Annotated in this window: 14 protein-coding genes; 4 read left to right on the top strand and 10 right to left on the bottom strand. The window is 41.9% G+C overall.

Features of this window, described 5'->3' with window-relative positions:
• Positions 1–20: 20 nt before the first annotated feature.
• Genes DWW86_RS17380 through DWW86_RS11430 form a run of 3 tightly spaced genes read right to left on the bottom strand, consistent with a single transcriptional unit; the run spans position 21 to position 1,739 of the window.
• Positions 21–551 (bottom strand): hypothetical protein, encoded by a 531-nt coding sequence (locus DWW86_RS17380; protein ID WP_286187707.1) that lies wholly within the window; start codon positions 549–551, stop codon positions 21–23.
• 16 nt (positions 552–567) lie between these two features.
• On the bottom strand, positions 568–1,131 hold the full coding sequence (locus DWW86_RS11435; RefSeq protein WP_117943210.1) for a chromate transporter: 564 nt from the start codon (positions 1,129–1,131) through the stop codon (positions 568–570).
• The gene (locus tag DWW86_RS11430; protein WP_117943208.1) at positions 1,128–1,739 is read right to left on the bottom strand and encodes a chromate transporter; all 612 of its coding nucleotides are present in this window, start codon (positions 1,737–1,739) and stop codon (positions 1,128–1,130) included. The genes DWW86_RS11435 and DWW86_RS11430 overlap by 4 nt, the downstream gene beginning before the upstream one ends.
• A 77-nt stretch (positions 1,740–1,816) precedes the next feature.
• On the opposite strand from DWW86_RS11430, the gene DWW86_RS11425 reads away from it, so the two are divergent.
• The gene (locus DWW86_RS11425) at positions 1,817–2,731 is read left to right on the top strand and encodes a LysR family transcriptional regulator (protein ID WP_286187706.1); all 915 of its coding nucleotides are present in this window, start codon (positions 1,817–1,819) and stop codon (positions 2,729–2,731) included.
• Between the two features lie 509 nt (positions 2,732–3,240).
• Here DWW86_RS11425 and DWW86_RS11410 read toward each other — a convergent pair.
• Positions 3,241–3,783, bottom strand: coding sequence for a TetR/AcrR family transcriptional regulator (locus tag DWW86_RS11410; protein ID WP_072523024.1), 543 nt, complete (start codon positions 3,781–3,783; stop codon positions 3,241–3,243).
• 144 nt (positions 3,784–3,927) lie between these two features.
• Between DWW86_RS11410 and glgB the strand changes: the two genes are divergently transcribed.
• The gene (glgB, locus tag DWW86_RS11405; RefSeq protein ID WP_117943206.1) at positions 3,928–5,712 is read left to right on the top strand and encodes a 1,4-alpha-glucan branching protein GlgB; all 1,785 of its coding nucleotides are present in this window, start codon (positions 3,928–3,930) and stop codon (positions 5,710–5,712) included.
• Positions 5,713–5,768: 56 nt separating this feature from the next.
• On the opposite strand, the gene malQ is transcribed toward glgB, so the two are convergent.
• The 4 genes from malQ to DWW86_RS11385 all read right to left on the bottom strand — a co-directional run bounded on the left by malQ (position 5,769) and on the right by DWW86_RS11385 (position 10,466).
• Entirely contained in the window at positions 5,769–7,349 is a 1,581-nt protein-coding gene (gene malQ / locus DWW86_RS11400) for a 4-alpha-glucanotransferase (protein WP_286187710.1), read from the bottom strand.
• 77 nt (positions 7,350–7,426) lie between these two features.
• Positions 7,427–7,738: an L-rhamnose mutarotase gene (gene rhaM / locus DWW86_RS11395; RefSeq protein ID WP_117943266.1), complete on the bottom strand. Its 312-nt coding sequence runs from the start codon at positions 7,736–7,738 to the stop codon at positions 7,427–7,429.
• 146 nt (positions 7,739–7,884) lie between these two features.
• A complete protein-coding gene (locus DWW86_RS11390) occupies positions 7,885–8,907 on the bottom strand; it encodes a rhamnose ABC transporter substrate-binding protein (RefSeq protein WP_117943204.1) in 1,023 nt (340 codons plus the stop codon).
• 59 nt (positions 8,908–8,966) lie between these two features.
• Positions 8,967–10,466, bottom strand: coding sequence for an L-fucose/L-arabinose isomerase family protein (locus tag DWW86_RS11385; protein ID WP_117943202.1), 1,500 nt, complete (start codon positions 10,464–10,466; stop codon positions 8,967–8,969).
• A 149-nt stretch (positions 10,467–10,615) separates the two neighbouring features.
• On the opposite strand from DWW86_RS11385, the gene DWW86_RS11380 reads away from it, so the two are divergent.
• Positions 10,616–11,530 (top strand): helix-turn-helix domain-containing protein, encoded by a 915-nt coding sequence (locus tag DWW86_RS11380; RefSeq protein ID WP_181985345.1) that lies wholly within the window; start codon positions 10,616–10,618, stop codon positions 11,528–11,530.
• A 130-nt stretch (positions 11,531–11,660) separates the two neighbouring features.
• On the top strand, positions 11,661–11,864 hold the full coding sequence (locus DWW86_RS11375; RefSeq protein WP_015543371.1) for a hypothetical protein: 204 nt from the start codon (positions 11,661–11,663) through the stop codon (positions 11,862–11,864).
• A 95-nt stretch (positions 11,865–11,959) separates the two neighbouring features.
• Here DWW86_RS11375 and DWW86_RS17370 read toward each other — a convergent pair whose 3' ends face one another.
• Together DWW86_RS17370 and DWW86_RS11370 are read right to left on the bottom strand one after the other, a co-directional pair.
• Positions 11,960–12,553 carry an ABC transporter substrate-binding protein gene (locus DWW86_RS17370; RefSeq protein ID WP_502696640.1) on the bottom strand — a complete coding sequence of 198 codons (594 nt, stop codon included), beginning with the start codon at positions 12,551–12,553 and terminating at the stop codon, positions 11,960–11,962.
• Positions 12,510–14,459: a recombinase family protein gene (locus tag DWW86_RS11370; RefSeq protein WP_286187705.1), complete on the bottom strand. Its 1,950-nt coding sequence runs from the start codon at positions 14,457–14,459 to the stop codon at positions 12,510–12,512. Before DWW86_RS11370 ends, DWW86_RS17370 begins: the two co-directional genes overlap by 44 nt.
• Between the last annotated feature and the right edge of the window lie 94 nt (positions 14,460–14,553).

Genomic DNA, 14,553 nt, shown 5'->3' with positions numbered 1-14,553 from the left:
CAATCAAATACTTACCTTTGCTACACAATCAGAAATTCATTTTCTTGTTCTATATATCTGCAAAAGATAAATATACCGCAAATAATTTCCGGAACGAAACCGCAAATATCTTCCACAATCCATCCTCCTGCAATGCCCTTGTGCATAATACGAAGAACCTCTGAATTGTGGGTGTTTAACAGAGAATAATTCTGGCAATTGTGCATAGTCAAAAGATATTCCTCGCCGTTCACAACAATATTGGCATGGTCAACTCTTGGCATTCTGCAAATTGGCCATCCTGCCACATCGGGATCATTACCATCTGCATATCCGGGGCGAGCAGAACCGACTACCTGATTTTCGTTGTCGGTCACTAAATATTCCCGATTTCTTACATCACCGGAACTTGCTTTTGATTCATCGAGATAACGGGTGTCCGCCGTCAAAAGCAGCTCACCTGCGATGCTGAGAATCTTTCTTTGCGGACCGAGCAACGCACTTTCTATTCTTGCTAAGGCAAGCTGAGATTCATTTTTATAAAGGGCTCCTGCCTTTATCGTGTATTTCATAACTGCGCCTCCTCTCTTATACGAGTGAATACAGGATGATTCCTGCAAATCCCGAACCTGCCATAACCCAAAGCGGATTTGGTTTCCACTTTTTTAAAACAAAAATGCCAATAACAAAAATAATCGCAGCAATCAAATCCAACGATGCCAAATCATTCGGAAGCGTTCTCTGTCCGTAGAGTGCCATAATCAACAGTGAGATACCCGCTGATGCGATCATTGCGATGACAGCAGGGCGAAGTCCGGCAAGAATGCCCTGCACCATATTCAATCCACGGAAACGATAATAGATATAGGCAAGGGTCATTACAATAACACAGGATGGAAACACACAGCCAACCGTTGCGATGACAGCACCAGGAAAACCTGCGACTTGGATACCAACAAATGTTGCTGAGTTGATGGCTATGGGGCCGGGTGTCATTTCAGCGATGGTCATAATATCCGCAAATTGTGTCATTGTCAGCCACGGGTAAATATCCACCACTTGATTCTGAATCAAAGGCATGGCAGCATATCCACCACCAATGCTGAATAATCCAATCTGAAAGAAGCTCCAGAACAATTCAAGGTATATCACCGTTTATCACCTACTTTCCGCATTTTTCCTTGATGCCACGTATCCGCTGCCCCGATCACGCCACAGACAAGAATAATGGCTATGATATTCACAGAGAAAAAGCGAACGGCTACAAAAGAACCAAACATAACAATAACAGGCAGTAGTCGTTTTTTCTGAAAAATGGTTTTTGCCATATTGATCACAACATCACAGATTACTGCCGCCACTCCGCAGAGCATTCCTGCCATTGCCATATTTACAATGGCATTATCTCGAAATGCCTGATAAGACATGGAAATAATAGAAATAATTATCAATGGCGGCAATATAGTTCCCAATACCGTGAGCATTGCACCGGAGAACCCCGCCACATGATAACCTACCAAAATGGAAGCATTAACTGCTATTGCGCCCGGAGAAGACTGTGCGATTGCGGTCAGATCCATCATCTCATCTTCTTCAATCCAACCAAGTTCCTCCACAAATTTCTTTCGCATCAACGGAATGATTACAAATCCACCGCCAAAAGTGCAAGCACTCAGTTTAAAAGTAGAGAAAAACAATTTTTTGTATTTTTGCAAACTATTCACTTCTAAAAATGCCGTCCTTTCTATATTTACTAACATTATACCGCTTGATTTCTGATAGCGGAAATAATATAATTTTACAGAAAGTATAAGTATTTTTATATAAGGAGATTGTTATGACGATACGACACATGATAATATTTCGTACCGTATGCGAAAACGGATATAATTCCACCAAAGCAGCGAAAGTTTTACACATGACACAGCCAGCAGTCAGCCTTGCCATTAAGGAATTGGAGCAATATTACGGAGTACACCTGTTTGACAGAATCGGCAGACGACTGCAAATCACCGATGCAGGGCAGCATTTTCTTCAATATGCGATACATATATCCGACTTGTTTTCAGATATGGAAACAGGGTTGCGTGATTGGGATTCTAAAGGAGTCCTCCGTATTGGTGCAAGCATCACCATCGGCTCGCAGTTTTTACCTAACTATGTAAAGGCATTCTCTGAACTTTGCCCAGGACTTGATGTCAGAGTTACCGTTGAGCAATCAGAACGTCTGGAACAAAAAATTTTGGCAAATGAATTGGATTGTGCGTTGATCGAAGGCATTGCACATAATCCAAATATCGTTTCGGAAGCCTACATGGAAGATCATCTGAGTGTTATATGCGGTACGGATAAGGGCTGGACACAGGGGCAAGTTATATCCATAGAAGATTTTCAAAGACAACGATTTCTCTTGCGAGAAAAAGGCAGTGGCACACGAGAGGTGTTTAACCGTGTGGTTGAACAGGCTGGCATCCACATTACCCCAGTATGGGAAGCAATGAGCACAACGGCACTTGTCAATGCTACAATCAATGGATTAGGAATTGCTGTATTATCGCATCGAATGATTCTTCCGGCTCTGCAACAAGGCTTGATTTGTACTGTCAAAGCAGAGGGGTTGAGTTTCAGCCGAAATTTCCATATAATTTATCATAAAGATAAGTTTTTAACAGCTTCGGCAAAGAAATTTATCGCATTATGCAAAGATTACGAAAACGATTATCCGTTACCATTTTACAATGGTTTATATTAATAAATAGGAATTTTCAACCATATGTACTTGCTTTTCGTCTGCGTTTTTCGCTGCATAGCGTTTGCAGACGGATAGACAATCAGGACTTGTCCAGAACATAGGACATGCCACCCTGCTCATAGGTCTTGTCCAGTCGGCAGAGATTAGGATACTTCTTGGAGAATACCGCCAGTCTGGTTCTCAATCCGACATTGTAGGTCTGGATGTGTGCTGTGTCCTCGCCCTCGTTGAACAGGACGATTGTTTCTTTTTCGTATTTCTTGTTTATATCAGAGATTTACTGGGTCATTCTGGCATTTCAACAACTGAAATCTACGCATGGGCAGATAAAAAGATGAAACGGACAGCTTTGATGGAGGCTTACGACAGCCCATCATCTGATGAATTACCGACATGGAAAAAGGTCCTATTTTATAAGATTTTGATAGGTTGTTACCGTCTGTCGGCTCATACATGTGCCAGCATTCCAATAACCAGTTTTTTCATTTATGATTCTTCTTTCAATTTGTTTATTCTTTGATGTACAAAGGTGCCAGTTTCTGCACGATCACTTCGCTGACGCGGATCAGCATATCCAGCTCCTTATCCTGATTGTTCAGATATGCATGGAAGCATCCCTGAATGCAGAACGACAGCATAATATCTTTTTCCGGATCATTTTGGTATTCTGGAAAATTTTCTTTGATCAGACGCTTCAATTCCGCCTCCAGACAGTCTCCCAGATGGCTTTTTTCTGTACCGGAAAACAGAATATTGATCAGCGAATGATTGGATACCAGCGCGATATACAGATTTCTCGTAAACACATCCGGATCTTTAAATGGTGCCTCCTGCTGTCTGGAAATATTGGTCAGAACAGCCGTGATCGTCTCGGATTCAAGTGTCTGTGACAATGCATAAATATCCTCATAATGACTGTAAAATGTTGACTTGTTAATGCATGCCAGACTGCACAGCTCCCTTACGGTGATTTTTTCCAGCGGTTTCGCCGCGCGTAGTTCCAGAAATGCATTTCGAATTGCTTTTTCTGTTTTTTCTATTCTGATATCCATATGACTATTCTCCTTTTCCGACATTTTTTTTAAATCGTCGGTTATCCGCCATTTGTCCGAAATCGTCGGTGGACAGGCGGGAGTTTTCTTTTTATAGTATACTAAACTACACAACCAATGTCTATTATCTGCAAGGAGAGTACTATGGATTTTTACGGATTTTATACAGGAAAAATTTTTGATGCCTACAAATATCTCGGTGCCCACACAGAAAAACAGGGGGTAACTTTTCGTACGTTTGCACCTTCTGCTTCACGCATTACCCTGATCGGGGAATTTAATGAATGGCAGGAATGGGATATGAACAAAGTATCTGACGGAAATTTCTGGGAATGTTATGTTCCACAGGCAAAAGCCGGACAGATGTACAAATACCGCATTTATGACCGAAGTGGAAATGCTGTGGATCACTGCGATCCATATGGTTTCGGTATGGAACTCCGTCCGAACAGCGCCTCCATCATCCGTGATATGAACGAATACAAATTTAAAGACAGCCAGTGGATGCAGAACCGCAGTGACTGCCGCAAAAAACCTCTCAACATTTATGAAATCCATTTCGGTTCTTTCCGCAAGCCTTCTGACAAAACAGACGCCTGGTACAACTATGAAGAAATGATCGATATTCTGATCCCATATCTCACCAAAAATGGCTACAACTATCTTGAGATCATGCCGCTGAATGAATATCCATGTGACGAATCATGGGGCTATCAGGCAACCGGATTTTTCAGCCCGACTTCCCGCTACGGAACTGCGGATCAGCTTAAAGCTTTTGTTGATGCCTGCCACAAACACGGCATCGGTGTTCTGATGGATTTTGTTCCGGTACATTTTGCCGTAGATTCCTACGGACTTGCCAATTATGACGGAACTTCTCTTTTTGAATATCCGAATTCCGCTGTCGGTGTCAGCGAATGGGGAAGCTGTAACTTCATGCACTCCCGCGGCGAGACAAGAAGTTTTCTGCAGTCCTGCGCCAATTACTGGATCAGCGAATTTCATATGGACGGTATCCGCATGGATGCAATCAGCCGTGCGATCTACTGGCAGGGTGACCCGGCTCGTGGTGTCAATCTGAATGCCGTAGAGTTTCTCCAGTATATGAACCAGGGCCTGAAGGGAATGCATCCATCAGTCATTCTCGCCGCCGAAGATTCCACTTCTTTCCCGAAAGTAACCGATCCGGTCGATCAGGGCGGTCTTGGTTTCGATTATAAATGGGATATGGGATGGATGAATGATACACTCAATTATTTCCGTACTGCACCCGAATACCGTCCGGAAAATTACCACAAACTCACATTTTCCATGATGTATTATTATGATGCCCGTTTCCTGCTTCCTCTCTCTCACGATGAAGTCGTCCACGGTAAGGCAACGATCATGCAGAAAATGAGCGGTGATTATGAAAACAAATTTCCGCAGGCACGTTCTTTATATATGTACATGTATGCACATCCGGGTAAAAAGCTGAATTTCATGGGAAACGAAATCGGACAGTTCCGCGAATGGGACGAAAAAAGAGAACAGGACTGGATGCTTCTTGATTATCCGGCGCATGATGCATTCGCACACTTTATGAAAGATCTGAATAAACTGTATCTGGAACATTCTGCTCTCTGGGAAAAAGATTATGAGGCCGACGGTTTCAGATGGATCGACTGTCATCAGGAGGGACGCTGCATTTATGTCTTCGAGCGAAACAGCAAAAAAGAGCGCATCCTTTCTCTGTTTAATTTCTCCGATCAGGAGCAGGTCTACGAGCTGAAACTTCCTGATGCGCAGAAATTAAAAGAACTCCTTAACAGTAACCTTGCTGTTTATGGCGGCACACAGAAACGCAAAAGCACCGCCAAAACAATCAAAGACGGCAGAATCCTTCTGACCCTGGCACCATATTCCTCTGTATATTATCTTGCGGAATAAATTTGAGCCCCCGGCACAATACCGGGGGCTGTTTTATATAATTTATTATATTTTTCTTATAATCTTCCGTAGCGTCCTGCAAGTTCCAGCATTTCTCCCCGCAGTTCTTTAGAAAATTGTCCTTCTTTCAAACGCCATTTCCAGTTCTTTCCAAGTGTGGACGGCTGATTCATTCGTGCGGAATTATCAAGTCCCAGATAGTCCTGCATCGGTATGATACAAAGATCAGCTACACTCTGCATTACAAGGCAGATGAGATCATCGCACAGTTCTTTACCGGAATCATGGAAATTATTCAGATATTTACGAACCTGTCTGCGCTCCTGTGGTGTAATATCCTCAAGCCAGGAGATCAGCGTCTCATTGTCATGAGTTCCTGTATAAACCACGCAGTTTCTCGGATAATTATGCGGCAGATAATCACTTGCATTACCCGTATCGCGCTCGTCAAATGCAAACTCGATAACCTTCATATTCGGGTAGCCGCTTTCTTCGACCAGCCGCTTAACCGTGTCGGTCATATAACCAAGATCTTCTGCAATGATCTCACGATGTCCAAGTTTTTCTGAAATCGTGCGGAACAACTCGATTCCCGGGCCTTTTTCCCACCAGCCGTTCTCCGCTGTCTTATCACCGTACGGGATTGCATAATATTCATCAAATCCGCGGAAATGATCAATACGCACTACATCATACAGACGGAAACAGTTTGCAATTCGTTTTACCCACCATTCATATCCGGAATTGCGATGCACTTCCCAGTTGTACAGTGGATTTCCCCAGAGCTGTCCTGTTGCAGAAAATCCGTCCGGCGGGCAGCCTGCGACCTGTGTCGGACAGTTTTTTTCATCGAGTTTAAAGAGCCATGGATTTGCCCATGTGTCAGCACTGTCCATTGCCACATAGATCGGAATGTCACCGATGATCTGGATGCCTTTTTCATTTGCATAAGATTTGAGTTTCATCCACTGCTGGCGGAATTTGAACTGCATATACTCCTGAAATTCGATTTCAAAATACATTTCTTCTCTGTAATAATCGAGCGCATTCTGCCAGCGGAGACGGATGTCCTCAGCCCATTCACTCCACGGAATACCGCCGAAGCGTTTCTTCACTGCCATAAAAAGTGCATAATCTTTCAGCCACCATGCCTCTTCTTCCTGAAATCTGCGAAATTCCGAATCCATGTATACGTTACTGCGTTCATATGCTTTACGGAGCAAAATCATACGTCCTTCATATAATTTTGCATAATCTACACTTGTCTCGTCTGTTCCGAAATCCATGCTCTCACATTCTTTTTTTGTCAGGACGCCTTCTTTTATCAGTTCTTCCAGACTGATAAAATAGGGATTTCCTGCAAATGTGGAAAATGACTGATACGGAGAATCGCCGTAGCTTGTCGGACCAAGCGGCAGGATCTGCCAGTAACTCTGTCCTGCTTCTTTCAGCGCATCCACAAACTCATATGCTTTTTTGTCAAAGCAGCCGATTCCATATTTTGACGGCAGACTGCTGACCGGAAGCAGCACACCGCATTTTCTTTTCTTTGCCATTCTCATTCCTCCCATATGTTTTTTGTAAACGAGGAAAACCAGGCGATGTTTCACGCCCGGTAATCCTTCATTATCCGTTATAGTTATTTTGTCATATAGGAAGGTAAATCGTCAATATTCATAATCGAGGGTTTATGTTAAATTTTGAAGATTTCCTCTTAATCCAGATGAAAAACAGGATGAAGATCCTTGCATACCGGACTGTTATCCGGATTAGTTTCCATAATATCTGCCATGAAATCCCACCATTTGCGGTTTATCTCTGTATCTGCACTCTCACTCCATTTTTTTTCATCTTCTATTTCTATATATCCAAACAATGTGAGTGTTTCTTTATCCAGAAAAATGGAATAATTTTTTCCGCCATATTCATGTATCATATCTTTCATTTCCGGCCAGAGCAGATTATGACGTCTCTCGTATTCCTGTTCCTGTCCTTCATACAATTTCATTGTAAATGCTTTGATCATATCCGTACCTCCTGCATTTTCCACCATACAGAGAACCTGCCACTGGCAGCTTCTCTCGCATACTTTGGCATAAAGTTCAGGACTGCCGTAGTAGCAGTACAGCAGTCCTGTTTCCAAGGGTTATTTAAATTGTAATTAGCGCCTGATTAATAAACATCTTTCCATTCATCGATATTGGATGGCTCAAATTTGAACGGAGAACCGAGAATAACTTCTGTACCGCCGTCAGATGCCTCTGTAACTTCATACTCACCGAGATCTCCTGCTGTAAATTTATCACCTGCTGCACCTGTAATCTCTTCATTTACAAGAGCTATGGATGTGTATGCACCCAGACGTCCTACATCTTCCGGATTCCACAGGAACATATACGGGCAGGAATGTGCATCATCATCACCAATGTACTCTGACATTTCAGAAGGAAGTCCGAGCCCTGTCAGTTTGCAGGAAGAACTATTATCCTGAAGGACTTTTGCAGCTGCTGCAATACCTACAGTTGTCGGCGCGCAGATAACTTTCAGATCCGGATATGTCTGCAGTAATGCCTGTGTAACATCTGTAGATTTCTGAGGTTCATCATCTCCATATGCCACTTCTACAAGCTCCAGTTTACTGTATTTGTCATCTTTCATAACTTCTTTCATTGCATCGATCCATGCATTCTGATTTGTTGCCTGAGATGTCGCAGACACGATTGCCCACTGGCCTTCTCCACCGGAAATATCCAGAACTGCATCCATAAGTGCTTCACCGATTTCTTTTACACCAGCCTGATTTACAAATGTCATACGGCTGTCCGGGTTGACTTTAGCATCAAGACAGGAAACTTTGATGCCTTCATTCATAGCATCTTCCAGTGCAGCCTGAAGTGCATTCTCATCATTTCCTGCAATACAGATTCCATCAACCTGCTGTGAAATCAGTGACTGGATTACAGAAATCTGTGCATCAGCAGTTGCCGTTTCCGGGTGTTTTATGATTGCTGTGCCACCTTCTGCCTCGATAATTTCCTTAAATCCCTGTGCCTCTTTTTCATTGTACGGATTACCGGCTGCTTTTGTAACAATTGCAAATGTCTTTCCTTCTGCAGCCCCCGCTGCCATTACAGGTGATACGGTTCCGAGAACCATTGCTCCGCAGAGAAGCGCACTGATCACTTTTTTATTCATTTCTTCTTCCTCCTTTAAAGTGAAATTATATACTTAAACACGCTCGTGTAAGTATTTCTTTAATAGACTGCATACGGAATATCCATAAGTTCCGCTATTTTCTTAAAAAGTCCTGCATTGTGTCCAATCGATAGGGCCAGATGATGTGTTGGTGCTTCCACAAACCACCGGTCCATATATTCTGCCGGTTTCTGACTGAATCGAATATGTGTCGATGTATTTCCATTTAACAAAATCGGAGCATCGATTGCCTCACCTTCGCTGATATTAAATTTCAACCTGCCATCTCCGGTCTGTGTCACCCCAAGAGTCGTAACTGCTCCCGGTCTTACTTTTGCTTCAACAGATACTCCACTTCCTCTTTTTCCATGGTATACACCCATTCCACGCAGGATTGGTTTTCCGTTGGAAATTGCAAAGTGGAACGGTCCATCGTGTCCGAGGATCATAGTATCCCGGTTAAAATCTGCCGCAACTATTTCGCAGAAGCTTCCCCCTGTTCCACAGATGTCTGCAATCTTCATTGCCAGTGCTGTTTTGATATCTCCTTCACCTGCACAGGCAATTCCCTGCGCATTCAACAGTGAAAATCCTACAATAAATCCACTCTGAACTTCTTCCAGATAATCATCTCTTCCATGATAATAATAAGAAACACTGTCCAGATCTCTGTCTCGCACCATTTTTTCCTGTGCGATTGCAACCTTTGCTGACCATGTAAGCTGCTCTTTTGTAGGTTTTTTTGCAATCGGATCTGATGGCGAATCTCCTGAAATTTCAAAGAAATCCTGTATCTCTTTCAGTTTGTTCTGCACTTCTGCATCTGTAACCGTTTTGAGATATGCGTCAAGATCGCTCATTTCCAGAACTTCTATATCCATTCCCGTCTGTGCCTGCAGCATCGTGAAATCGCTGTACATATCCAGCATTCCACTGTAATATCCTCCCAGAAAGCCAAATCTCGCCCATCTGAGATTTCGTTTTACAGCGGCCGCCCTGCACCATTCCTCAATTTGTTTCCATGCTCTGACTGCTTCCGGTCTTTCACTGGTTACTTCATCTGCCTTTGCAAAATCAGGTGTTTCTGTAAGACCAAGAAGTCCGTTTACTGCACGGAATGGAATGCCCGAACGGTTAAAGGCATTGGAAATTTCCGGAATGGAACATCCGACACACTGTGCCAACCATCGGTCTGTGCCGGTAGTATCATATGCCATTTCCGCAGTTGGCTGCAGATTTAATATAATAACAGGCGCATTGTTGATCTGATGAACCGGAAGTACTGTTGCACTTGCGTAATAGGTTGCCGCATGTGAGAATACAATATCAACATTATTCTTATTGAAAAATTCACCTGCTTCGCGGCCTTTTTCCTCTGTATCTACCATTCCGAAATTGAACACTTCGCCCCATTCGCTGAGTCTTTTCTCAATAAATCTGTTATACCCCATGAGGCAGTCATACAATCCTTCAAACTGTCCCCAATAAGTATTTAATCCCGCACTGTATAGTCCGATGCGTGCTTTTTTCGGTGGTTTGATTTTTGCCAATCCGCTCATTTTGCATACTCCTTATATAAATATCTTGTTCTCAATTTATCTTGTTTCTTTTTGTTTACATGCTTATTATAAGCTGATATAATCTAAACTACATTAGTTTATATTGGCACAAAATATCAATATCTTGCTATATGTTTGAAGGAGTTTTTATGCAAAATATATCGACTCATAAATATATGGAAAAGCTGAATCTGACCTGGAGCGATGACTCGATTCGTTTTATTAATACGGCTACACCCAGAGCGCGCCAGACTTTTTTCTATGTGCAGGAAGTGGGGGATTTCTGTACTTCCTCCCCCTATTTCACGGAAAGAGAAAACCTGAACAGTTTCCTCATCATCTACACGCTTAATGGTAAGGGATTACTGAAATATCACGGCAGTAAGTATTCTCTGCATCCGGGAACTACCGCATACATAAACTGCATGGAACATCATCACTATGAATGTCTGCAAAACCAGAACTGGGAATTTTTGTGGCTTCATTTTAATGGTCCCTCCGCACTCGGCTACTATGAAGAATTTATGCGGAATAATTTTCATATTCTGGATTCTCTTGATCCTTTTTTTATGGAAAGTACCATGCGCAGAATCCTTTCTATTACGCAGCGAAAAGATATTCATTCAGAAATACTCTCGTCATGTCTGATTACCGATATACTGACGCGTATTCTGATTGAAAATGACACTGAAAATCTCAGTCTGGGTTTTATGCCTGCATACCTGAAAACAGTTTTAAAGGAAATTGATCAGCATTTTCAGGAACCCTTATCTCTTGAGTTCCTCGCCATCACAGCAGGTGTCAGCAAATATCACCTTGCCCGCGAATTCAAAAAATACCTCGGTATGCCACCTAATGAATATCTGATTGTCACCCGTCTGAATCATTCTAAAACCCTTTTAAAATATGAAGACCTTACAATCGAAGAAATTGCATATTCCTGTGGCTTCCATCAGGTAAGTCATTACATCAATCTCTTCAAAAAGCATGAAGGATGTACTCCCTTAAAATTCCGCAGAGAATGGCACAGCAACGAGGCTGTCAAGCCTCCCGATGCACAGTAAGGAATCCTCCGGCAATAAAGAAATATCAAATGCATTTTACATCCAGATGTATAATAAACAAACCTCCTGTATACATTAACTTTAAGGTTTTCCGTAAATCTTAAAATCAATATATACACGGAGGTTTGTTATGAAAAAAAATGCTCATTCAAAATCTGACAGCTCTGCAAATCAGGAGGTCATTGACTCTTATGATTTTATGTCAAATGCCGCATCCTCTCAGGACTGTACCGGACTGATCCCGGCAGGACCAGTGGATGAAGAAGAACTGAAATCTTATGAAGCTGTATATCATTACCAGCCACCCAAAGTCGGCATAAAGAAATCCGAATGATTTCTGATTTTCTCTGTCCTGAAAAAAATCTACTTTATTAAAAAAGTATCCTCTCCGTATTGGAATCATCTTATCTCGACCACAAAAGAATAAACTTATTTTTCTGCTGCTTTTGCAGCGTATTCAGTTGTCACAAGATCTTCGTATAATACACGCTCGTTCAGTTCTCCAGAATCTTCAAGAATATCCTCCAGAAGTTCGAAGCTTTCTTTTTCAAAAATCAGGTCAGCTTTCCAGGTATCCTGCTCATAATAACGTTTCACGATCGTCGTGACTGTGTCGAGATCTGTTTCTGCAAACTGCGCTGCAATCACCTCTGCGATTTCTTCTGGTGTATGACTCTGCACATATTCCATGCCTTTTTGGAGCGCATTGGTGAACTTCTGGATAATCTCCGGATTTTTTTCCATGTAGCTGGTCTTTGCACTGTAGGAAGTGTATGGCACATAGCCGGAATCCACTCCCAGCGAGGCAACGACATATCCTGCCCCCTCTTTCTCCAGAGCCGTCGCTGATGGCTCAAATTCTACTGTGAAATCAGCAGATTTATCTCCTGTAAAGGCTGCCGCTGTAGATCCGAAATCAATGCTCTGATCAATCGTCAAATCTTTCTGCGGATCAAGACCGTTTTTGCGGAGAATGTATTCAAATACCATTTCCGGCATGCCACCTGTCGTCACTAATACCATGTAAATAATCATCTGCTAGCTGTTTCGCAGTGGTTTCTGCTGATACATCCGGCAGATAGTCTTTGGTAAGCTGCGTGATTTCTTCTTTTGACTTTACAATATTGTATGGCTTCAATGGATTATCTGTGGCTTCAAGAATTCCAAGTTCCTTCATCAGCTCAATATATGGAAGGATACTCTGTTTTGTTTTCTTGAATCCCAGATCAGTAATATGCTCTGACAGATATTTTGCAGAAGAAAATCCACGTTCATCCTCAGCAATCAGTTTCATCACAATCGCAATCATGGTATTTTCTCTTCGGTTCATTTCATCAGCAGGACTGTAACTAATCAGATTAGACAAGCCGTATTTCAGTGTAATTTCCGGCATCCCGTCTTCGTCCACTACGATTTTTTCAATCAGAAGTTCAATGTCTCTTCGGTCAAGGCTGCCTCCTGCAATGATTTTATCTACCACCTCAAGAGCATTTTTTAGTTTATCCTTTACATCAGGCGTTTCTATGGCAGTTTCATTCAGTTCTTTTATCTGCATTTCCAGACCATGAATCTGAGCAAATAAGTCTTTCTGCATGGAATCATACGTTTCGTTGATTAAATCTTCATTTCCTGCAGCGACAGCCAGATCTTTTACTTTTTGGGTAAGCAGAACTTTCAGTTGACTTTTTCGCTCATTGATAGTTGTGTGCAGTTCCTGCCGTTTTTCCGCTATTGTTTTTTTCTCTGCTTCAAAATCCTTTAAATCATAAGTGGAAATAACTTCACAGAGAGCATTTCGACACATCTTGATATAAGTCAGAACATCTTCCATCAGATCATCTTCTTCAATTAAATGTGCCTTGGAGCAATAACGTCTGCCTTTGGTGTTATAAGTGGTACAGATGTAATATTTCCGTTCCTTGCTGGAAGTTTTGCGTTTAATTGGTGTAAGGCGGCTGCCACAGTCTTTACAGAACAGGCAACTGCCAAAAGGATTCGGAATCTCTGAGCCAAGCCACTGCCCCCGGCTTCCCCGATAATTGGTACGGTTACGTTTTCCCTTTAATTCCTGTACCAACGCAAAGGTAGCCTTATCAATAATTGCTGGGTGATGATTCTCAAAAATACATTGTTCTTCCTTTGGCACACGTTTATCTTTTCCATGAACCGTATTTCTTGCACGTTTTTTCAAACGAAAAGTACCAATGTAAAAATCATTATCCAGTATTTCTTTTATCATAGCATCAGACCATTTAGAAGCTACCTGTCTTTTGGACAATCTACCTTCTTCTATTTCACGTTCACGCTGTATCATAGATGGAGTCGGTGCCCCCTGCTCAGTCAAATATGTGGCAATTTTACGATATCCCGAACCAGATAAATATAAGTCGTAAATCTTTTTAATATATTCCGCTTCTTTCGGTACAATTTCCAGAACAGTTTTATCTTTTTCATTACGGCAATACCCAAACGGTGGTCTGGTAATCAGTGTTCCTTCTTTTTGTCTGGCTCCAATGGCACGTTTGATTTTCTTACTGGTGTCTTTTACATATCGCTCATTAAACCATGTTTTAATGCCAATCGTATCGTCACTGGAATCCATAGAATCATAATTATCGTCAATCACCACTAGATGCTTTCCACGTTCCTGAAATTCGTCCAGAAGCAAAAGAACCTTTGCATTGTGTCTGCCAAGACGTGAAAAGTCTTTAACATATACGGTATCAATATCTTTATCCAGATCAGCCATCATCTGCTGAAATCCCGGTCTGTCAAAGATATAGCCGGAAATGCCATCATCTTCATACCAGCGGTCAATAACCACACCATGATCTGTTGCATACTGGTTGATAATCAGCTTTTGATTTTCTATGGAAACATAATTCCTTTTATCATCGTCTCTGGAGAGACGGACGTATCCTGCATTCATAGACGTTCCTTTCTTTGAATGTAAATATATTTATTAAGCATTATGTAATTATATTATATATCTAAAATTAAAAAATGTATATAACAAAATTTTA

It is taken from the genome of Ruminococcus sp. AF17-22AC (assembly GCF_003460065.1).
Taxonomy (GTDB): domain Bacteria; phylum Bacillota; class Clostridia; order Lachnospirales; family Lachnospiraceae; genus Blautia_A.
The sequence above is the reverse complement of the archived record's forward strand: the minus strand, read 5'-3'. Positions and strand labels throughout refer to the sequence as shown.